This is a genomic window from Halorhabdus sp. SVX81 (assembly GCF_029207715.1).
Classification (GTDB): Archaea; Halobacteriota; Halobacteria; order Halobacteriales; family Haloarculaceae; genus Halorhabdus.
Genome location: NZ_CP104322.1, coordinates 2514563 through 2534976, shown reverse-complemented (window position 1 = coordinate 2534976; position 20414 = coordinate 2514563). Strand labels below are relative to the sequence as shown.

19 protein-coding genes are annotated in these 20414 nt (G+C 65.7%); 16 read left to right on the top strand and 3 right to left on the bottom strand.

The window, feature by feature from the left end; genetic code table 11:
• Positions 1–215: 215 nt before the first annotated feature.
• The 15 genes from SVXhr_RS12730 (at position 216) to SVXhr_RS12660 (ending at position 16731) form a co-directional block, all read left to right on the top strand.
• On the top strand, positions 216–521 hold the full coding sequence (locus SVXhr_RS12730; RefSeq protein WP_275737631.1) for a DUF6516 family protein: 306 nt from the start codon (positions 216–218) through the stop codon (positions 519–521).
• 21 nt (positions 522–542) lie between these two features.
• The gene (locus SVXhr_RS12725; protein WP_275737629.1) at positions 543–947 is read left to right on the top strand and encodes a transcriptional regulator; all 405 of its coding nucleotides are present in this window, start codon (positions 543–545) and stop codon (positions 945–947) included.
• Between the two features lie 171 nt (positions 948–1118).
• The gene (locus SVXhr_RS12720) at positions 1119–1862 is read left to right on the top strand and encodes a hypothetical protein (RefSeq protein ID WP_275737627.1); all 744 of its coding nucleotides are present in this window, start codon (positions 1119–1121) and stop codon (positions 1860–1862) included.
• Between the two features lie 208 nt (positions 1863–2070).
• The gene (locus tag SVXhr_RS12715) at positions 2071–3036 is read left to right on the top strand and encodes a MoxR family ATPase (protein ID WP_275740948.1); all 966 of its coding nucleotides are present in this window, start codon (positions 2071–2073) and stop codon (positions 3034–3036) included.
• Between the two features lie 5 nt (positions 3037–3041).
• Complete coding sequence (locus SVXhr_RS12710) at positions 3042–3974, top strand: DUF4129 domain-containing protein (protein ID WP_275737625.1); 933 nt, start codon at positions 3042–3044, stop codon at positions 3972–3974.
• Positions 3971–5929, top strand: a complete 1959-nt coding sequence (locus SVXhr_RS12705; protein ID WP_275737623.1) for a DUF58 domain-containing protein — start codon at positions 3971–3973, stop codon at positions 5927–5929. Before SVXhr_RS12710 ends, SVXhr_RS12705 begins: the two co-directional genes overlap by 4 nt.
• Positions 5926–6429, top strand: a complete 504-nt coding sequence (locus SVXhr_RS12700) for a hypothetical protein (protein ID WP_275737621.1) — start codon at positions 5926–5928, stop codon at positions 6427–6429. The genes SVXhr_RS12705 and SVXhr_RS12700 overlap by 4 nt, the downstream gene beginning before the upstream one ends.
• Positions 6430–6540: 111 nt before the next feature.
• The gene (locus tag SVXhr_RS12695; RefSeq protein ID WP_275737619.1) at positions 6541–7245 is read left to right on the top strand and encodes a DUF502 domain-containing protein; all 705 of its coding nucleotides are present in this window, start codon (positions 6541–6543) and stop codon (positions 7243–7245) included.
• 101 nt (positions 7246–7346) lie between these two features.
• Positions 7347–8504, top strand: coding sequence for an alpha-1 4-glucan-protein synthase (locus SVXhr_RS12690; RefSeq protein WP_275737618.1), 1158 nt, complete (start codon positions 7347–7349; stop codon positions 8502–8504).
• Between the two features lie 104 nt (positions 8505–8608).
• On the top strand, positions 8609–9772 hold the full coding sequence (locus SVXhr_RS12685) for an extracellular solute-binding protein (RefSeq protein WP_275737616.1): 1164 nt from the start codon (positions 8609–8611) through the stop codon (positions 9770–9772).
• Positions 9769–11403 (top strand): iron ABC transporter permease, encoded by a 1635-nt coding sequence (locus SVXhr_RS12680; protein WP_275737614.1) that lies wholly within the window; start codon positions 9769–9771, stop codon positions 11401–11403. The genes SVXhr_RS12685 and SVXhr_RS12680 overlap by 4 nt, the downstream gene beginning before the upstream one ends.
• Positions 11400–12536 carry an ABC transporter ATP-binding protein gene (locus tag SVXhr_RS12675; protein WP_275737612.1) on the top strand — a complete coding sequence of 379 codons (1137 nt, stop codon included), beginning with the start codon at positions 11400–11402 and terminating at the stop codon, positions 12534–12536. The genes SVXhr_RS12680 and SVXhr_RS12675 overlap by 4 nt, the downstream gene beginning before the upstream one ends.
• Positions 12536–14548, top strand: a complete 2013-nt coding sequence (locus SVXhr_RS12670) for a glycosyltransferase family 39 protein (protein ID WP_275737610.1) — start codon at positions 12536–12538, stop codon at positions 14546–14548. Before SVXhr_RS12675 ends, SVXhr_RS12670 begins: the two co-directional genes overlap by 1 nt.
• A 3-nt stretch (positions 14549–14551) precedes the next feature.
• On the top strand, positions 14552–15097 hold the full coding sequence (locus SVXhr_RS12665) for a gluconate 2-dehydrogenase subunit 3 family protein (RefSeq protein ID WP_275737608.1): 546 nt from the start codon (positions 14552–14554) through the stop codon (positions 15095–15097).
• Positions 15094–16731 (top strand): GMC family oxidoreductase, encoded by a 1638-nt coding sequence (locus tag SVXhr_RS12660; RefSeq protein WP_275737606.1) that lies wholly within the window; start codon positions 15094–15096, stop codon positions 16729–16731. The genes SVXhr_RS12665 and SVXhr_RS12660 overlap by 4 nt, the downstream gene beginning before the upstream one ends.
• Before the next feature lie 39 nt (positions 16732–16770).
• Here the strand turns inward: SVXhr_RS12660 and SVXhr_RS12655 are convergent, their stop codons facing one another.
• The 3 genes from SVXhr_RS12655 to SVXhr_RS12645 are packed head-to-tail and all read right to left on the bottom strand — an operon-like array spanning position 16771 to position 19406.
• A complete protein-coding gene (locus SVXhr_RS12655; RefSeq protein ID WP_275737604.1) occupies positions 16771–17811 on the bottom strand; it encodes a hybrid sensor histidine kinase/response regulator in 1041 nt (346 codons plus the stop codon).
• A gap of 4 nt (positions 17812–17815) precedes the next feature.
• Complete coding sequence (locus SVXhr_RS12650; protein ID WP_275737602.1) at positions 17816–18256, bottom strand: response regulator; 441 nt, start codon at positions 18254–18256, stop codon at positions 17816–17818.
• Entirely contained in the window at positions 18249–19406 is a 1158-nt protein-coding gene (locus tag SVXhr_RS12645; protein WP_275737600.1) for a PAS domain-containing sensor histidine kinase, read from the bottom strand. The genes SVXhr_RS12650 and SVXhr_RS12645 overlap by 8 nt, the downstream gene beginning before the upstream one ends.
• Before the next feature lie 205 nt (positions 19407–19611).
• On the opposite strand from SVXhr_RS12645, the gene heR reads away from it, so the two are divergent.
• A complete protein-coding gene (heR, locus tag SVXhr_RS12640) occupies positions 19612–20388 on the top strand; it encodes a heliorhodopsin HeR (protein ID WP_275737598.1) in 777 nt (258 codons plus the stop codon).
• The last annotated feature ends 26 nt before the right edge of the window (positions 20389–20414 follow it).

The window sequence follows — 20414 nt, the reverse complement described above, 5'->3', positions numbered from 1 at the left end:
GACCGGGGGTGGTTTCCGGGTTTCCGGGTTTCTGGTTTCCGGGCTTCAGTATCGGCGAGACCGTGGACATCTTCGAGAGTCGTGAGCGCTACGAGCTGGTCGACCAGGACGGAAACGGGCGTCGGACTGTGTACTCCGTGAATACAGAGGCCCACATCCGTATGTTATCGAGTCCATAGGCTTATTTCTATGGACCACATAACATAGGGTAACGGATGGCGTCCTACACGACCGTCGAAGACTGGCAGGATGTCGAAAGCGGCTACGTCGTCGACGTGACCATCCGTCAAACGGAGGTTGAGAAGTACCCGAGTGGCTGGGACTACAGCCTCCACCTCGGGGAAGTCGGCGGCGACACCATCCTCCGCTACGACAACGCACACGAACGGACGAAAGGCCACGAGCGGCATACCCGGGACGGCGTCGAAACCATCGAGTTTCCGGGAATGCTGACGCTCTACGACCGCTTCAAACAGGAAGTCGAAGAGCAAACCCCCGTCTCGTGGGATTGGTCGGCGTAGGACGCCTCCAGGAGAGACACCATGCCCACGCTCAAAGTCACCGTCGGCGACCGCGACCGCCTCGATCAGCGCACGCGCAGCCGCATCAAAGCTGCCCAAGCGGGTGAGAATCTCGACGACGCCCAGCCAGTGCTGAACTTCGGCTCGTACGCTGAACTCAGTCGGCTCCTGAGTCCGAAGAACCTGGAACTGCTTGAAGCGATCTCCGAACACGAGCCGGCGAGTATCAGCGAAGCCGCCGAGCTGGTGGAGCGCGACTACAAACAGGTCCATCGAAACCTCTCTGAACTCGAGGACATTGGCGTCATTGAGTTCGACGGCGGCGGATCGGGGCAGGCGAAGCAACCGACACTGGCGTACGACGGTCTCGAGATCGACATTCCCTTTGGGGGATCGAACGGGAACGTCGGCGCGGTTGCGCCGTGATCTAACCTTCTTCAACGTGTTATAGGACCACTCACAACGGATTTTGCAATGCAAACGGGTGGGGAAACAGTCTGGACTGAGTATGATTTCAGAAGGTCATGCAAGATACAGAGGCAGGGTTCAGTAGCGAAAATCTTGTTATTCACTATGGGAATATGACGTTAACATCAGATGTGTGAACCCACTGACTCAGAAAAAACAGCCATCGTTCAGGGTGAGATCCACCTTTCGAATGATGATGTTAATGCTCTCCTCGAGAGGAATCTGGAGGACTGGGATACTCTTCTCGTCGAAGGAAGGGTGCCAGTGTACAACCTACAAAACTCCAAATTTGGCTTCGGATATTATGCCATTGGCGCGATATTCCTCACAACAGCAAGTGTATTCCTTCACAAAGTGTTTGATGGGCTCAAGATAGCACAACAGGACCCTGTTGATGAAGTTGAGATTGATTCAAATAAGCGTATTGACGCAAAACATAGGGAGATCTGGGGGTTTACTAGTGATTGGCTTCGATGGACTTTGTTACTTTTCGCAGCATTCGGTTCAATTGCTATCCTAACTCAGCCCGAGGTGGTTGGTAATCTATTTTACAAGTGTTTTTCGTGGTTCCCCTATCGGGAGTGGCATTTATATCTCCTATTCTTTCCCACACTTCCCGGGCTAGTCCATATATTCTCGATAGTTAACCCTACTAACTCTAGCGAAAGAAATCAGGCTATGGTCGAGAATATCGTTGAATATACAACAGAGAATAATTACGACAAAGCACTGATTCTGGTGGGCGAAATGCATCGTGAGGGGATTGTTGAGCGACTCGAAGACCGGGGTTGGGACGTTGAGAGTAATCAGACACATAGCAAACTTGGAAACGGAATCTCTCGGGCATACAATCTGTTTGGTGATTGGAGGTAGCCGATAAGCGCCCTATATCTTGCACGCGAGTCTTGTCAAATCTTGAATAGAGTGTGTGCGAACCCTTCTCTGACACACTGCACGGTCCAATGATCGAACCGCGAGAACCGAACAGTCCCGACGCCACTCCCAATCCAGCCCCATCACCCCTTTCTCCGGCAGAAAATCCTATACAATTATAAACGTGGACGAGCCGTCACCACACGACATGGATATCGACGCGGCGGCAACGCAGTGTCGGGAGGTAATCGACCTGTTGAACGAGGCGGTCGTCGCCGACCGGACGTTCTTCGAGGACCTCCTCGTCGGGTTGCTCGCCGGGGGACACGTGCTGATCGAGGACGTACCGGGGACGGGAAAGACGCTGACGGCGCGCTCGACGGCGACGGTGCTGGGGCTGTCGTTCTCGCGCGTCCAGCTCACGCCGGACCTCCTGCCGGCGGACGTCATGGGGAGCCAGGTGTTCAACCAGCGCGACCGGGAGTTCGAGTTCCGCCAGGGGCCACTCTTTGCGAACGTCGTGCTGGCGGACGAACTCAACCGCGCGCCGCCGAAGACCCAGTCGGCGCTGCTGGAAGCCATGGAGGAGGGCCAGGTCACCATCGAGGGCGACACCCACCCGCTGCCCGCCCCCTTCTTCGTGATCGCGACCCAGAACCCGATCGAGGAGAGCGGCACGTTCGAACTCCCCGAGGCACAGAAGGACCGCTTCCTGATCAAGACCCAGCTCGGGTATCCCGATCGCGGCGGCGAGCGGACGATCCTGGATCGGCGACTTGCCCGCGACGCGGCGACGCCGTCGGTCGAGAAATTACTCGAATCCGGGACAGTCCAATCCCTCCGAGACGTCCCCGAGACGGTCAGCGTCGAGGGGGACCTCCGGGAGTTCATGCTCGACCTCACGCGGGAGACCCGCTCGCACCACCACATTCGAACCGGTGTCTCCCCGCGTGGGACCCAGCGCCTGCTGGAGGCCAGCCGGGCCTACGCCGTGATCGAGGGGCGGGACTACGTCGTTCCGGACGACGTCACCCGGATGGCCGAGCCGGTCCTGGCACACCGGCTGGTGCTCACGCCCGAGGCCACCGTCCAGGAGATCGAAAAGCGCGAGCTCGTCCGGGAGATCGTCGAGGACACGCCGGTCCCGACAGTCCAGGCGGACGCGAGTGCGTAAGGAGGATGGCTGAGAACCGCACCCAGGGAGCGATCGCCCTGCTGGCTATCCTCGCCGTGATCCTCGCCGCCGTGGCGGTCGGACCGCTGTTCACCGCCGAGCAGGGCGGCGACCGGGTGGGGCTCGAACAGCCCCCGCTGGACGGCGGGGATACCCAACCCGAGGCGGTCGAAACGCTGTTGCGCCCGGTCCTGACCGCGATGGTCCTGATCGGACTGCTGGCGACGCTCGTGCAGTTCGCCAGCGAGCCCTGGGAAAGCTTCAAGCTGCTCGTCGGCATTGCGGCCGGGACAGCGGCGTTCGCCGCCGGATTCTGGCTGCTTGTCATGTTGCTCAACAATCTATCGACCGGCGGGCCGCCGACGCCGGACAGGTCGCTAACGCCGCAAACACCCTCGACCCCCCAGGGAACGACGGGGTTCGGGGAGGGGTCCGGGACGCCGCTGGTCCTTCCGGCCGGGGGGGCAACGACGATCATCATCGTCGGGGGTGTCGTGGCCGTCCTCGCCTTCCTCGCCTGGCGGTCCGACGCGCTCAGGTCGGTCCTGTCCGCCGAGGCGGGTGGCGAGACGGGCGCTGTCGACGCCGAACTGTCCAGCCTCGCACAGGTCGCCGGCGACACCGCCGACCGCGTCGAGGCCGCCGAAACGCCGCGGGCGGCCGACAACGCGATCTATCGGGCCTGGGGGACGATGGTCACGCTGCTGGGTGTCGGCGATTCCCAGGAGTCGACCCCGAGACAGTTCGAAACGGCGGCGATCGAGGCGGGGATGGATCCCGACGACGTCGGCGTCCTCACCGAGACGTTCGAGGAGGTTCGGTACGGTGACGCGCCGTTGACCGACGAGCGCCGAGAGCGTGCCGTCGCCGCGCTCGAACGTATCGAGGCCACGCACGGTCCCGAGCAGGCGGCGGCTGAAGGAGGTGAGGGTTCGTGAACGATGGACTGCGCAGGTTCGCGGTCGTGATCGGGCTCACGTCGCTGGCCGGCGGGGGCGTGGCGATCATGACCACTACCGCGGGTGGTGTCTCGGGTCTGACAGGAGTGTTGTATGCGGGCGGCGGGGTACTCGCCGGTGTGATGGCGCTGCTGGTCTACCGCGACTGGCGGACGGCAAGCGACGTCGAACCCCCGGCGGTCGAGCGAACGCCCACACCGCCGACACCGGGGAACGCATTCGACCGGACGCTCGCGCAGTTCGACGGCAGTGGAACCGGCTATCTCCCGGATCGCGCCAACATCCACGATCGGCTTCGGGAACTCGCGGCCAGAATCCTCGCTCGCCAACGGGGGACGACCCCGGAGGCTGCGATGGCCGCGATCGACGCCGGCGACTGGCCACGGGACGGGCCGACCTCGGCGTTCTTGCGAAACGCTGACGCGGAGATCGCCGAGGGGCTTTCCGGGCGCGTTCGTGGCGTCCTGCGCGAGGACCCTTCGGACTTCCAGCGCCTCGTGAGGCGGACAGTCGCCACGCTCGAAGGCGAGTCCGAGCTCATCGAAGGGAAAGGCAAGGGACGTCTCGCCCTCGAAGAGAACCGGGACACCGAGGAGCGACACTCGACTGCCGATCTCGCGGTGGGGACGGTCGGCGGCCGTCAGCTGTACGACGTCGTCACCGCCGCGCGGTTTCGACCGCTGGTCCCGCTTGGCGTCGCGTTGGTCGGCCTCGGCCTGTTCGTCCAGGATTCCGGGGTCGTACTCGCCGGGGCAGTCCCGATCGGCGTCCTGGTGTTCGCCCGGTTCGTGACGCCACCGGACGCCACGCTGACCGTCGAGCGGACGCTCGACCCCCGCCATCCCGATCCCGGGGACGAGGTCACGGTGACGACGACGGTTCGCAACGACGGCGACCGGACGCTACCCGACCTCCGGGTCGTCGACGGCGTCCCGGAGGGTCTCTCAGTGACCGAGGGATCGCCCCGACGCGGGACGGCGCTTCGCCCCGGCGAGGCGACGACCGTCGAGTACACCGTCACTGCCCGCCGGGGAACCCACGAGTTCGATCCCGTCTACGCGATCGTCCGGGATTACGCGGGTCGGTCGGCGCGCACACACCTCGTTGAGGCCGTCGAAGACGCCGACACGTCGCTTTCCTGTATTCCGGCGTTGCAGGCCACGCCCGTGAACGTCCCGCTGTTCGAACACGCAAGCGAGTCACTGGGGCGGATCCCCGCCGAGGGCGGTGAAGGTGTGGCGTTCTACGCGACCCGGGAGTATCGGTCGGGCGACCCGACGAATCGCATCGACTGGAAACGCCTGGCGCGATCGCCAAGCGAGGAACTCACGACGATCGAGTTCAGGGAAGAACAAGCCGCGTCGGTCGCAATCGCCATCGAGACCGCCGGATCGTCGTATACAGCCCCGAAACCGAACGAGCCGACCGCACTCGAACGGTCGATCGCCGCTGCCAGACGGGTGTGTGGGTCGTTGTTGGGGACCGGCGACCGGGTCGGCATCGCGGCGCTCGGACCGACGCCGGTGTGGATCCCACCGGGGACGGGGTACGATCACCGCGAGCACGTCGAGCGTGCCCTGGCGACAGCGGACGCGTTCCCGGCGACGACGCCCGACAGTGATACCTTTAGCCCACGCTGGGTCCGGGAGTTCCACCGCCGGTTCCCCGAGGAGACCCAGGTCGTGCTGGTGTCGGCGCTCACCGACCCCACCTACCGCTTCGTGATCCACCGGCTGCGCGCGTACGGCCATCCGGTCACGGTGCTGAGTCCGGACGTGACGACGGGTGACACCGTCGGCGAGCGACTCGTCCGCCTCGAACGGCGCCACCGGATCGAGGCGTTACGGGAGGCCGGCGTCCGGGTCATCGACTGGGCGGACGGGGAGGAACTGGGCGTTGCACTCACGCGGGCCGGATCGAGGTGGTCGGCATGAGCGCCCCGTCGCGGTTTACCCACCAGCCCGGGGCCGTCCTCAGGGCGGGCGCGCTGGTGGCCGCACTCGGCGTCACACTGGTCGTGGCCCCGATCACGACGGTCTCGCTGGTCGGATGTGTGATCGGCGTCGCCGGCCTCGCGGTCGGGCTGACGCGACATATGCGAACGGTGACGGGACTCGGGGCAGTTGCAGTGGTCGGGGCCGTGATCGCCACCGCGTTCGTCGGGATTGCCGTCGAGCGGTTGCTCCCGGCGGTCGTGGGCAGCGTCCTCGCCTGGGAGTTCGCGCTGGGGGCGTTCACGATCGACGCCGAACTCGACGGTGGGAGCGTCGAACGCGCCGAGTTCCTCCACATCGCGATCGTGACCGTCGTCGCATCACTGGTCGCGATGGTCGCCTACGTCGCCTACGAGACGCTTTCGGTCGGGGTCTCACTCCCCGGCGTGGCACTGCTGGTCGTCGCCGCGACGACCCTGGCGCTTGGCCTGCGGGACTGACGTGACACAACCCCACGGACCTTGGCGACTGCGATCGGCGTCGCCCGTCCTCGCAGTGACGCCCGGACCACCGGTAAACGTTAGGGGCATGACCGCGAACTCGGCCGTACTGTGTCACGAGCGCATACACTCAGACGGAGTTTCGTGGCGGGGCTGTTTCTCGTCGCCCCGCTCGTGGTCACGATCGTCGCCCTCAGACTGCTGATCGGCTGGCTGTCGGGGTTCGTCGATCCGATCGTCTCGACGACTGCGCTGGCCCAGTACACGGGCAACATCACGCTCGTCGCCCAGGTCATCACGTTCCTGACACTGATATTCGTGATCACTTCCCTGGGGTATCTCACCCAGCGGTCGATCGGCGATTGGGCGTTCTCGTGGTTCGACCGGGCGTTCGGGATCGTCCCCGTCGTGCGGGTCATCTACACGAGCGTCCGCCAGATGACCCAGGCGCTGCGCAACCGGGAGAACCGCTACGAGAACGTCGTCCTGATCGAATATCCCCGTGAAGGGCTGTTCGCCATCGGGTTCGTCACCGGCGAGAGCCCGGCCTCGACCCAGTCAGCCACCGGGAAGGCCTACAACGTCTTCGTCCCGCACAGCCCGAACATCACCGGCGGCCGACTCGTGCTCGCGCCGGAAGACACCATCCACGAGATCGATATCAGCGTCCGCCGGGCCATCCGACTGCTGATGACGACCGGCATCGCCGAGGAACAGTCAGACGTCGACGCACTCGCCTCGGAGACGAACGTCGATATCCCCGACGTCACGGACTTCGAGAGCTCGACGACAACCGCTGCTGGCGACGACACATGATCGCGAGCTCCCCACGGGCAAATCAACGCGTCCACCGCTGAAAGCACGCATATGTCCCGATCGCCACGTTTTTAGGCTACCCTAAACAATCGGGAGTACCGATGACTACCCAAGATATCTGCGTCGTCGTCCCGACGATCAGAAACCACGAGTTCCTCCGGGCGTACGCCGAGAACGCCCGCGAGCACGGGTTCGATCTGGATCGACTCTTCGTCGTCCTCGTCACCGAGGACTTCTGTGATACCGCGGCGATGGAAGCGATGCTCGACGAGGAGGGCCTCGACGGGGCAGTCTTCGACGGAAGTGGCCGCCAAGACTGGTTCGAGGCACAGGGGATCAGCGAGTACGGGCACCTGATTCCCGACGCCAGTCACGCACAGACGTCCTTCGGCCTACTGTATCTCTGGGCGCACGAACGCTTCGAGTATGGCGTCTTCCTCGACGACGACACCGCCCCACACGACGATATCGACTTCTTCGGAACCCACCTCGACAACCTCGCCTACGAGGGCGACCTCACGGCCGTCGAATCCGACGAGCAGTGGGTGAACGTCCTCCAGGGGGCCGAGGACCTCTATCCGCGCGGGTATCCCTACAGCGCGATGGACGAAGAGCGGACGGTCACGACCGAGCGCGTCGAGCGCGTCGTCGCCTCTCAAGGCCTGTGGACCAACGTCCCGGACCTCGATGCGGTCCGAATTCTCATGGACGGCGACCTCCAGGGACAGGCCCAGACCCGCACGACACGGGACGATTTCGGGGACGACTTCGTCGCGGGACGTGGGAATTATCTCACCGTCTGCTCGATGAACCTGGCCTTCCGTCGGGAGGTCGTCCCGGCGTTCTACCAGTTCCCGATGGACGACAACCCCTGGGACGTCGGGCGCTTCGACGACATCTGGTCGGGACTGCTGTTGAAACGTGCCGCCGACGTCCTCGGCGGACGGATCTACAACGGCGCGCCGCTGTGTGACCACAACAAGGCACCGCGGTCGACCTTCGGCGACCTGGCCAACGAGGTGGCCGGCCTCGAACTCAACGAACACGTCTGGAAACTCGTCGACCGCGCCGGCGCGGACGCCGATTCCTACGCCGAGGTGGCCCGCGCCGTCGCCACGGAACTCAAGACCGGCGCGGACGACGAGTGGGAGAACGCCGAGTTCCTCGCGTACTGTGGCGAGTACCTCGACGACTGGGTGGACTGCCTGGCGGAACTCGATGCCGACGGGCGGCGGGAAACGGCGGTGGTCGCGGAATGACCGATCGTGACGACCGGTCCGGCCGCGACGAAGACGGAAAGACGCCGGCGAACCCCGGACGAAATCACGGAGTTTATACGTATTTAGGCAAACCTAAACCCAACATGACACGGAGATCGACGAGTCGGCGGCGGTTCCTGGGGGCGGCCGGCGCAGCTGCGCTGGGCGGGCTGGCGGGCTGTGCAAACCCCTTCGGGGGCGAGACGACGGAGGGGAGCGGCGAGGACCTGGGCGTGCCGTCGCTGTCGGAGTTCCGCGGATCGGGCGCGATCGTCGACGGGCGACCGGCCCCCGGCGGCACGTCGATCGACGAACTGCCGGATCTCTCGGGATCGTTGAATCTCTACATCGGCGGCGGCGAGGGCGGCATCTACAAGGGCTTTATCGGGATGTTAGAGGATATCTATCCGGACTTTTCCGTCCTCGACAGCAATTCGCCCTCGGCATCGCTGGCCCAGACGATCGTCGAGGAGGTCGAAGCCGGGGCCACGCAGGCCGATCTCTTCTGGTCGATCGACGCCGCCTCGCTCGGCTTCGTGGCTGAAAACGACGCCTACGAGCCACTCGCTGACGAGGCACTCGAACCCGTTCCGGCGGACTTTCGGGGTGCTGACAACGCGTGGGTCGGCGTCGCCGGCCGCGCCCGGAGCGTCCCCTACAACACCGACGTGATCAGCGAGAGCGAGATCCCGGAGAAAGTCGCACAGTTCCCCGAGACCGAGGCCCTCCGGGGAACGATGGGGTGGGCACCGACCTACGGCGCGTTCAAGGCCTTCGTGACCGCGATGCGGCTCCAGAAGGGGCCCGAGACGACCCGCCAGTGGCTGGAAGCGATGCGGGAGGCCGGCACCGATCGCCATCGCAACGAGTACCTCGTCACCCAGGCGGTGGCCGACGGTGACCTGACCGCCGGGTTCGCCAACCATTACTACGCGATGCGGGTGAAAAACCAGCGCCCCGACGCCCCGCTGGATCTCGCGTTCACGAACGGCGACGCCGGGGGCCTGGTCAACGTCGCCGGGGTTCTCCAGGTCAAAGGAACGGAGAAAGACGACCTGATCACGAACTTCGTGCGACACCTGCTCTCGGCGGAGGCCCAGGAGTTCTTCGCCACCGTGAGTTACGCCTATCCGATGATCCCCGGCGTCGAACCGGTCGGCGGCCTACCGACCGTCGACGAGTTGAATCCCCCGGACATCAATCTGGCTGACCTGGCGGATCTCGAACCGACGCTGGAACTGATGTCCGAGGCCGGCGTCTCGGGATGAGCACGAAGGGTCGACTATCGCGCCTTCGCGAGCACCTCCCGGGAGAGTCCCGCTTCCGACGCCCCTCGGGGCTGACGTTGCTCGCGGCCGCCATCGCCGTCGCGCTGGTCGTACCCTTAGCCTGGCTGTTCGAGGAAGCCCTGAACCTCGGCCCGCGCGCACTGGCGCTCACAGTCGATCCCCGAACGATCGAGATCCTCCTCCGCAGCGTCGCACTCGTCACCATCGTCACGGCGGCGAGCGTCCTCGTTGGGGTCCCCATTGCCCTGCTGACGGCCCGGACTGACCTCCCGTTCGCTCGGTTGTTCACCGTCCTCGCAGCCCTCCCCCTGGCGATCCCCAGCTATCTCGGGGCGCTTGCGGTCCTCTCGGCCTTTGGCTCGGGCGGCATCCTCACGGGCGTGCTCGCCCCACTCGGGATCGAACAGCTCCCGTTGATCGACGGGTTCGCCGGCGCGGCGATCGTCCTGACGCTTTACACCTACCCGTACGTCCTGTTGACGACGCGAGCGTCACTGCTGTCGCTTGATACCTCTCTCATCGAGGCCGCCCGGACGCTCGACGCCGGGCGACTCGAAGCGTTCCGGCGGGTGACGCTGCCACAGATCGCCCCCGGGATCGCCGCCGGCGCGCTGTTGGTCGCGCTGTACACCCTCGCGGACTTCGGGACACCCAGTTTCATGGGCGTCGAAGTGTTCACCCAGGCGATCTACGCGCGCTACAATACGATGCGCCCGTGGGCCGCCCTGCTGTCCATCCAGTTGCTCGGCGTGACGGCTGTGATCCTCTACCTCGAATCGAAGGTCGGAGCCGACGACGAGGGAGCCTATCAGAGCCGTGGAACCAGTGGCGGTGCCGTGATCGAACTCGGCGCGTGGCGATACGTCGCCGCGTTGTTCCCCCTCATCGTGGCTGCCCTCGCTATCGCGGTCCCGGTGGCCGTCTTCGGACTGTTGCTGTTCAGCGACGCGGGTGCCTATACGGCCGGCGGGCTGGCCTTTTCCTGGACGTACGGCTGGAACTCGCTGTATCTGGCCGGCTTCGCTGCCGGCGGGTCGCTGCTGGTCGCGCTGCCGGTGGCGGTCGCGGCCGCACGGGGTCGCTCCCGGCTGGCGACGCTGGCTGATCGTCTCTCGTACGTCGGCTACGCCACGCCGGGGATCGTGCTCGCATTCGCGCTGGTCCTGTTCACGCTGCATGGCCTGCCTCCGTCGGTGACGGAAGCCGCCGACGATCTGCTCCTGATTCTCGTCTTCGCGTACGTCGTCCGATTCGTTCCGCAGGCGATCGGTGCGATCCGGACCTCGACGATGCAGGTCGATCGCCGCCTCATCGAGGCCGCCCGGACGCTCGGACGTACCCGGACGGAAGCCTTCCGGGCGGTGACGCTCCCGCTGATCGCCCCCGGCATCGCGACCGGGGCGGCCCTCGTCTTCCTGACGACCATGAAGGAACTGCCGGCGACGCTACTCTTACGGCCGTTCTGGTTCGATCATACCCTAGTGACGTATATCTGGGAAGTGCGGGAAGCCGGCCTCTACGGTCGCGCGGCCGTGCCTGCGCTCGTCTTGATCGTCATCTCCGCGCTCTCGATGGCCGTCATCCTCAGCCAGGAGGGTTCGAACACGTGACTGCATCACAACCATCAACACCAGTCGACGCACAGCCCCAGACGACCGGCACAGCCGAAACAGCCGGCGAGAACCGCACGGCAGTCCTCGAACTCGACGGCGTTACCCGCCAGTTCGGGGCCGAGACCGCCGTCTCGGATCTCGGTCTTCGCGTCCAGGACGGCGAACTCCTCACGCTACTCGGACCGTCAGGCTGCGGGAAGACGACGACGCTCCGACTGCTCGCCGGACTGGACGAACCCGACGACGGGACGATCCGGGTCGCCGGCGAGACCGTCGCTGACGAGGGAACCTTCGTCAAACCGGAGAACCGCGACGTCGGACTGGTCTTCCAGGAGTTCGCGCTGTTTCCCCACCTCACTGTGGGCGAGAACGTCGCCTTCGGCATCCAGGATCGTCCGGACGACGAAATCGACCAGCGAGTGACTGACCTGCTCGAACTCGTCGGACTCGGCGACTACGAGAACGCGAGCCCGGAGGACCTCTCGGGCGGCCAGCGCCAGCGGGTCGCACTCGCGCGCTCGCTCGCCCCCGAACCCGACGTGCTCCTGCTCGACGAACCCTTCTCGAACCTCGACGTCGGCCTGCGCGAGGAGATGCGCCGGGAGGTCCGCCGGATCATCAAGGAGACCGGCGTCACCGCCGTCTCCGTCACCCACGACCAGGAGGAGGCCCTCTCGATCAGCGACCGCGTGGCCGTCATCGACGGCGGGCAAATCGAGCAGATCGGCCGCCCGGAGGTCGTCTTCCAGCAGCCCGAGTCCCGCTTCGTCGCCGAGTTCCTCGGCCAGGCCGGGTTCGTCTCCGGAACCTTCGCCGAGGGCTGTGTCGACACGCCGCTTGGCTGTCTCGACGCCGACCGGATCGAGGGCCTCGACACCGAGTACGAGGGAGCCGATGTTGACGTGCTCGTTCGACCCGACGACATCCGGGCCGTGCCGGCCGATCCGGCGGGCACCAACGGTCGGATCGTCGATCGGCAGTACACCGGCCCCTCGTTCGTCTACACCGTCGAACTCGACTCCGGGGCCATCCTGCACTGTGAGCACAACCACGCCGAGGAACTCGGAATGGACAAGCGCGTCCGGGTTCGCCTGGCGACCGACCACCCCCTGGCCTGGTTCCCCGCGTGATGGACCGACGCCGCTTTCGTCTCGCGACGCTCGCACTCGCCCTTCTCGGCGCACTCGCCGTCTGGCTCGTCTCGACGAACCTCTTTCCATACCATTCACTGAATCACGACGAGGGCGTCTACCTCCAGCAGGCCGCGATGCTGCTGGAGGGCAAACTCACCCTCACCCCGCCCGTCGAGGGCGTCTTCCGGCCGTGGTTCTTCGTCGAGAGCGAGGGGTTCTACCCGAAGTACAACCCCGTCCCCGCCGGGCTGTTCGCGCTCGGGGAACTGCTCGGGGGCTATCGGCTGGCGCTGCCCGCCATCGCGGCCGGGATCCTCGCGGGCGTGACCGGCGTCGTGAACGAGGTTTTCGACCGCCGGACCGGCCTGCTCGCAGCTATCTTCGTGCTGGCCTCCCCCCTCTTCCTCCTCGATACCGCAACCTTCCTGCCGTACGCGCCGACGACGCTGCTGAATCTGGCGTTCGCCTATGCCTATCTGCGGGCCGACCGGACCGACGACTGGCGGTGGGCCGCGGCGGCGGGCGTCGCGATCGGCCTCGCCTTCTTCGCCCGACCGTACACCGCGGTCCTGTTCGCCGCGCCGTTCGTGGCTCACGCGTGCTGGACGCTCGCCCGGGACTGGCGGACGGCGATCCCCCGGCAGGCGGCGACTGCCACCCTGGGCCTGGTCGGCGTCGGACTAACCCTCGCGTACAACGCCGCCGTCACCGGCTCACCCCTGACGTTCCCCTACGAGGCCTTCGCCCCGCTGGACGGCCTCGGGTTCGGCCACCGCGAACTCCTCAACCACGGCGTCGAGTACACGCCCGGGCTTGCACTGCAGGCCAACTGGAACGTCCACACGACGCTCGTCGACCGCTGGATCGCCGGCGGGATCGTCGGCGCGGCGCTCGCGGTCGCCGGACTCGGCGTGGCGGCCCGGCGAGGGCTGGACGCCAGGCAAGCCACCCTGGCAGCCGTCGGCGTCTCGGTCCCGGTCGGGAATCTGTACTTCTGGGGGAACTACAACCTGCTCGGCGACCTCGACGCGGCCGGCGACGGCCTGATCGCCTCGCTAGGTCCGTACTACCACTTCGACCTGCTGGTCCCGACGGCCGCCTTCGGGGCCGTCGCCGCGCTGGCTGCGTTCGACGCCCTCCGGGCCGCTCTCACCGCACGCTTCGAGCGCCGAACGGTGCTGGCAGCCCTCGCCGCGATCACCCTCGTGAGTACGCTCGTCCTCGGCGGGATCACGGCCGGTGGGGCCGGCCCACCCGTCGAGCGCAACGCCGACGTGACCGACACCTACGAGCGGGCCTACGCGCCGTTCGAGCCCGAACCACCGGCCAACGCGGTCGTGCTGACGCCGACGCCGTACGGCCCCTGGCTCAACCACCCCTTCCAGGCGCTGCGGAACGATCCGGGCTACGACGGCCGGACGGTCTACGCGATGGCCGACCGCCCGTTCGCGATCGCCGAGGCGTTCCCCGACCGCGATCTCTATCGCTTCGGCTTTCGGGGCGTCTGGGACCCGCTCGGCGACTCGCCCGAGGCCGCCCGACTCCAGCGCGTCCGGGAGCGCTCGGGCGAATCCGTCACGCTGAACGCCAGCGTCGGCCTCCCCGAGCGCGTCACAAGCGCGACCGTCACCGTCGAGACCGACGACGGCACGGCCCACTACGTCCCGAGAGAGACTGGCGACGAGTTGCAGTTCCGGCTCGTCATCGGCGACACCGTCCGAGCGGTCGGCCTGCTCGAAGCCGGCAGCGAGGAACAGCCTACGATCGAGGGGCGTGAAGATGTCGACGTGACGGTCTTCGCCGACGACGGGATCGGCGGGTTCGAATACCGGCTGTCGGTTCCAGTCGAAGCCGGGGGCGGACAGGTGCGCGCGCTGACCCCCCGCGTCGAATACTGCTTCGACGCCCAGGCGTGTGGCGGCGCGGCGACGTACGTGCCCGAAGAATCGCCGGACGGGGTATTCGTCCGGACAGAACTGCGAGCGACGAACGAGACACAGGAACCCTGATCCATGAGCCACGAACTCACCAGACGGGACGCGATGGCAGCGCTGTCGGCCGTCGGGGCGTCGCTGGCCGGTTGTACCGCGCCCGCGGCGGACGACGAGCAGGCTGATGCCGGCGAGGAACCGTCGCTTTCCGACCACGACCGCGAGACGCTTTCGGCCGCCGCCGAGGTGCTCTACCCCGACGATGTGAGCGAGATCGAGCCGTTCGTCGAACGCTACGCCGCGGGCCGGACGGCCGACCGGCCGGAACACGTCGAGGGGATCGCCGACGCCGTGGCCTACCTCGATGAGTACTGTCAGGCGTGGTACGAGGCCGACTTCGCGGCGTTGTCGCCCGACGAGCGCGACGAGGCACTCAGACGGATGGGGGCCAACGACGCAGATCCTGATCCGAATGGGGAGGACACCGAACGCCTGCGCTATTTCGTGATCAACGACCTGTTGCTCGCGCTGTACGCCTCACCGACCGGCGGCGAGTTGATCGGGATCGAGAATCCCCCGGGTCACCCGGGCGGACTCGCGAGTTATCAGCGGGGGCCGGAGTCGTGAGCGCCGATCGCACGCCGAGCGACGGGGTTGACGTCTGCGTGATCGGGGCCGGCCCCGCCGGCGCGCTGATCGCCCATCGGCTGGCCGCCGCTGGCCACGAAGTGACCGTCCTGGAGGCTGGCCCGCGATTCGACCCCGAGCAGCGAATCGAACAGATGGAGGACGCCCTGCGCCCGGCGCACGGCCGGCCCGATATCTGGGGCATGGGCGGGGAGCGCGACGCCTTCACGTCGAGCGGCGATCGACACTATCCACTCAACCACACCCGCGTGAAAGGGGTCGGCGGGTCGACGCTGCACTGGCAGGGGATGGTGATGCGGCTCCACGAACGAGACTTCGCGGTGCAGTCACGGGAGGACATCGCCGCCGACTGGCCCATCGAGTACGACGACATCCGGCCCTATTACGCCGAGGCCGAGGCGGCGCTGGGCGTCGCCGGCGCGAGCGACAACCCGTTCGAACCGCCACGCGAGGAGCCACATCCGATGCCGGCGTTCGACCCCTCACACAGCGACTCGATCTTCGCCGAGGCCTGTGAGGCCCTGGGAATTACCACTCACTCGGTACCCAACGCCCGCAACTCCGAACGGTATGACGATCGATCGGCCTGCGTGGGGTATGGCACCTGCCAGCCCGTCTGTCCCTCCGGCGCGAAGTACGACGCCACGAGCCACGTCGAGAAGGCCGAGAAAGCGGGGGCGCGAGTGATCGACCGGGTCCCCGTCCAGCGCCTCGAACACGACGACGCGGGCGAGCGGGTCACGGCCGCGGTCTACGCCACGCCCGACGGCGGGACGTATCGTCAGGAGGCGCGGGAGTTCGTCCTCGCCGCCGGCGGCGTCGAGACGCCCCGACTCCTCTTGCTGTCGGAGTCACCGCAGTACCCCGACGGCCTGGCGAATTCGAGCGGGGTCGTGGGCCAGTACTTCCACGAACACCTGTTTGCGGGCACGAGCGGCGTGATCGACCGGGAGACCCGCCAGCACCACGTCGGGTTCAACACCACCGAGTCCCACCAGTTCTACGACGATCCCGCGGCCGGAACGGACCGGGGAATCCCTGCGGCCGACGCCGGCGCGGACGATCTCGGGCCGATCAAACTCGAATTCCGCAACTACGGCGGCCCCTCACCCGTTGGAGTTGCACTGTCCGACGGCGGGTGGGGCGACGAACTTCGTGATCGGATCAGTGACACGTACGGCAGCCACCTCACGGTGGGAGCCCTGGTCGAGCAAACGCCGCGCCGGGAGAACCGCGTAACGCTCGACCCCTCGCGGACTGACGACCACGGCAATCCCGTCCCGGAGATTCACTGGGGTATCGACGATCGCACCCGGCGGACGCTCCGGCGAGCCAACGCGATCCAGGAAGCCATTCTTGACGAACTCGACGCGGAGATTACCTGGCAGATCGGCCCCGAGAATACCGGGCCGGCGTTCCATCACATGGGCACGACGCGGATGGGAACCGATCCGGACGGGAGCGTCGTCGACGCCCGAGGGCAAACTCACGACCTCGCGAACCTCTGGCTCGCGGGATCGAGCGTCTTCCCGACCGGCGGCGCGATGAACCCGACGCTAACCATCGCCGCGCTCGCGTTGCGGACTGTCGGCCACCTCGAGAGCGTGCTGTGACGTCTGAGAAGCGCCATCAACTCATCCCGACGCCGGTGGTCAGAGTACGTCGACGCCGGTGATCTCGAACCGCGCCCCGCCGGCCTCGCTTTCGGTCACGCGGACGTCCCAGCCGTGGGCCTCGGCGATCCCCTCGACGATCATGAGACCGAACCCCGTCCCACCCTCGGAGGTCGAGTACCCCATCTCGAACACCTGCTCGCGGTCGTCGGCGGAGATGCCGGGGCCGTCGTCCGCCACGTAGAACCCGTCGGCGAGGTCGCCGAGCGTGATCGTCACGGCTGCCCCGCCGTGCTCGATCGAGTTTCTGAGGAGGTTGCCGAGGAGTTCCTGCAGGCGACTCCCGTCGGCACGAACGGTCGCGTCAGTGTCGACGATCACGGCCGCGTCGGCCGTGTCGACGTTCTCCCTGCAGCCCTCGGCGACGACGTCGAGGCGGACGGTCGACAGGTCGTCGATGGTCCGGCCCTGCTGGGCCAGCGTCAGGAGGTCCTCGATCAGGGCCTCCATCCGATCGAGCGCCCGCGAGGCGGTTTCGAGGTGGTCGTTGTCGGCCTCGTCCCGCAGGATGTTGACCCGGGCGTGGGCGACGTTGAGCGGGTTCCGCAGGTCGTGGGAGACGACGCTGGTGAACTCCTCTAAGCGCTCGTTCTGGAGGCGAAGCTGGACTTCCTGCCGGTGTCGCTCGACCGCGTAGCGCAGCGACCGGGCGAGATCGTCCGCGTCGAGATCGTCCTTCAGCAGGTAGTCCTGGGCCCCGCGTTGGATCGCCGTGACGGCGGTCTCCCGATCGTCCAGGCCGGTGAGCACGACGATCGGAACGCGTGGGTCCTCGTCCTGGACGGCCCCAAGCGTCGCCAGGCCGGTGCTCTCGGGCAACCCCAGATCGAGAAACAGAATGTCGTGTCGGCCGGCTTCGATCGCCCGGAGCCCCTCGGCGAGCGTCTCCTCGTGTTCGAGGGTGACGTCGCCAACGAGATCGGCCACGTGGGATTCGTTGAGATGGTGCTTGACGAGACGGGCGTCGCCGGGGTTATCTTCAACCAGCAGCACCTCGGTCGGTGATTCGGTCTCTGACATGGGTTCACTTCGGTGGCATCTTGACGACTGATAGCCAGAACTCCTCGAGACTCCTGACGACGTCCATGAACCCCGAGTAATCGACGGGCTTGCTCAGGTACGCGTTGGCCTGCAGGTCGTATGATTTCACGATGTCCGACTCGGCTTCGGAACTCGTGAGCACGATCACGGGGATACGGCGCAGTTCCGGGTCGTCGTTGATCTCCTCGAGGACATCCCAGCCGTCTTTTTTCGGCATGTTGAGGTCCAGGAGGACGAGGTCGGGCCGGGCCTTGTCCTCGTACTCGCCGCGCTGGTTGAGAAAGTCCATCGCCTCGGCACCGTTTTCGACGACGTGCAGGTTGTTGAGGATGTTGCCCTGCTCGAAAGCCTTCTGTGTGAGTTTGGCGTCACCCGGGTTGTCCTCGGCGAGGAGGATCTCGACCGGCTGGCCGGCCTCAGTCATGGTCGACACCCTCCGATTCGGCGACGTTCAGCCCCTTGGGGATGGTGAATTTGAACGTCGCTCCCTCGCCGGGCTCCGATTCGATCCAGATCTCGCCGCCGTGGCGTTGCACGATCCGGCGGGTGATCGCCAGCCCGATCCCGGTGTTGCCGGCCTCGGCGTTCGCCCCTTGCCTGAAGATCTCGAAGACGTCGTCCTGTTCGTCGGCCGGGATCCCCGGCCCGTTGTCCGCGACGGCGAACTCGTAGGCCTCCGGGCGGTCGGTGACCGTCACGTCGATCTGTGGCGTTCCGTCCTCGCTGGCGTGTTCGATCGAATTCTTCAGGAGGTTCTGAAACACCTGGCCGAGTTGATCGCGGTCGGCGCTGACGGTCGGCAGGTCCCCGACCGTGATCTCGGCACTGTGGTCGGCGATCAGCAGTTCCAGATCCTGGCGGGCGCTTTCGAAGACATCTCCGGCGTCGACCTCGTCGAACTCCTCGGCCTCGGTGTGGACGCGGGAGTACTCAAGCAGGGAGTTGATCATCCGCTTCATCCGCTTTGCCCCGTTGACGGCGAATTCCATGTACTCCTCGGCCTCGTCGTCGAACTGGTCGCCGTACTCCCGTTCGAGCAGGTCGACGTAGCTCGACACCATTCGCAGTGGTTCCTGGAGGTCGTGAGAAGCGATGTAGGCAAACTCCCGGAGACTCTCGTTGGATTTCTCCAGGGCCTCCCGGTGGTGTTCGAGTTCCCGCTGGTATTCCTTGCGGCGGGTGATGTCGCGGGTGTACCCGGCGAGAGCGGTCACTTCGCCCGCTTCGTCGACCACCGGTTTGCCCTGAACCCAGACCCAGGTCCCGTAGTCCTCGGCCGGATCGACGCGAAACTCCAGATCGGTCGACTCGCCGGCGGACAATTGTTCCATCCCGTCGGCGACCCGTTCTCGGTCGTCGGGATGGACCGCGTCGAGAAAGCTCGTCGGGTCCGCCTCGAGGGACGCCACCGGCTCACCGAAAATATCCTCGTACGTCGAATTGGCGAAGATGACGTTCTCCCAATCTGGGGTGAACATCCACAGAGAGTCGTCCGTGTACTCCGTCAGCTGTAAGAGAAGGTCCAGATCATCCGGGACCACACGGTTCTCGTCGTCAGTTCGAGCACTGTTCATTATATGTGATGGGGAGAAACGTGGACTTGAGTGTCCCCCTCGACGAATCAGAATTGATAACCTCCCCAGGGAAGCTATCGGCGACGACTCGTCAGATCTCACCAGCCGAATCAGGCCTCCCCTGGCACGTGCCGGGATTTCCTGGCCGGCACAGAGACCGGACAGTCGGGCAAAGAATGATTATAATCCGCTGAGAAGCACGATCATGGCTACATCAGACGCCAGCGACTGGAATCTCCGACGGTTCAACGCGGCGATGGCCGTCCTGCACTTCGTCCAGGGCGCGCTGATGGTCTACCTGAGCTCCTCCCGGGAGTGGACGATCACAGCCGTCTACCAGGAGTTCGATACGACCACCGAAACCCTCTCGCCCGTCATGAAATCGATCGGGACGATCGAACTCGCGTATCTGGCCGCCGGGTTCCTGTTCATCTCCGCGATCGCACACGCATTGATTTCGACGGTGCTGTACGATCGGTACGTCGCCTATCTGGAGCAGGGGATGAACCCCTACAGATGGTACGAGTACGCCGTCAGCGCGTCGCTGATGATCGTCCTGATCGCGATGCTCGCCGGGGTCTGGGATCTGGGCACGCTGATCGCGCTGTTCGGCCTGGTCGCCGTGATGAACCTCTGTGGGCTGGTGATGGAACGCCACAACCGACTGACCGAGGAGACCGACTGGAGTGCCTTCGTGGTCGGCTCGCTGGCCGGGCTCGTCCCCTGGATCGCGATTGCCGTCACGATCATCGGCACCTTCACCTTCGGCGAAGGGAGTCCGCCGGACTTCGTGATCGCGATTTACATCTCGCTTTTCGTCCTGTTCAACCTCTTCGCGATCAACATGCTGTTGCAGTACCGGGGCGTCTGGAAGTGGAAAGACTACCTCTTCGGCGAAGTCGGCTACATCGTCTTGAGTCTCGTCGCGAAGTCACTGCTGGCCTGGCAGGTGTACTTCGGCGCGCTGAACTCGCCGGTGTAGCGGACGGTTCGCTAACGAACTCCTTC

Coding starts and splice junctions, on each gene's coding strand:
- SVXhr_RS12730 (WP_275737631.1), top strand. CDS start 216: ATGGCGTCCTACACGACCGTCGAAGACTGGCAGGATGTCGAAAGCGGC.
- SVXhr_RS12725 (WP_275737629.1), top strand. CDS start 543: ATGCCCACGCTCAAAGTCACCGTCGGCGACCGCGACCGCCTCGATCAG.
- SVXhr_RS12720 (WP_275737627.1), top strand. CDS start 1,119: ATGTGTGAACCCACTGACTCAGAAAAAACAGCCATCGTTCAGGGTGAG.
- SVXhr_RS12715 (WP_275740948.1), top strand. CDS start 2,071: ATGGATATCGACGCGGCGGCAACGCAGTGTCGGGAGGTAATCGACCTG.
- SVXhr_RS12710 (WP_275737625.1), top strand. CDS start 3,042: ATGGCTGAGAACCGCACCCAGGGAGCGATCGCCCTGCTGGCTATCCTC.
- SVXhr_RS12700 (WP_275737621.1), top strand. CDS start 5,926: ATGAGCGCCCCGTCGCGGTTTACCCACCAGCCCGGGGCCGTCCTCAGG.
- SVXhr_RS12690 (WP_275737618.1), top strand. CDS start 7,347: ATGACTACCCAAGATATCTGCGTCGTCGTCCCGACGATCAGAAACCAC.
- SVXhr_RS12685 (WP_275737616.1), top strand. CDS start 8,609: ATGACACGGAGATCGACGAGTCGGCGGCGGTTCCTGGGGGCGGCCGGC.
- SVXhr_RS12680 (WP_275737614.1), top strand. CDS start 9,769: ATGAGCACGAAGGGTCGACTATCGCGCCTTCGCGAGCACCTCCCGGGA.
- SVXhr_RS12670 (WP_275737610.1), top strand. CDS start 12,536: ATGGACCGACGCCGCTTTCGTCTCGCGACGCTCGCACTCGCCCTTCTC.
- SVXhr_RS12665 (WP_275737608.1), top strand. CDS start 14,552: ATGAGCCACGAACTCACCAGACGGGACGCGATGGCAGCGCTGTCGGCC.
- SVXhr_RS12655 (WP_275737604.1), bottom strand. CDS start 17,811: ATGTCAGAGACCGAATCACCGACCGAGGTGCTGCTGGTTGAAGATAAC.
- SVXhr_RS12650 (WP_275737602.1), bottom strand. CDS start 18,256: ATGACTGAGGCCGGCCAGCCGGTCGAGATCCTCCTCGCCGAGGACAAC.
- SVXhr_RS12645 (WP_275737600.1), bottom strand. CDS start 19,406: ATGAACAGTGCTCGAACTGACGACGAGAACCGTGTGGTCCCGGATGAT.
- heR (WP_275737598.1), top strand. CDS start 19,612: ATGGCTACATCAGACGCCAGCGACTGGAATCTCCGACGGTTCAACGCG.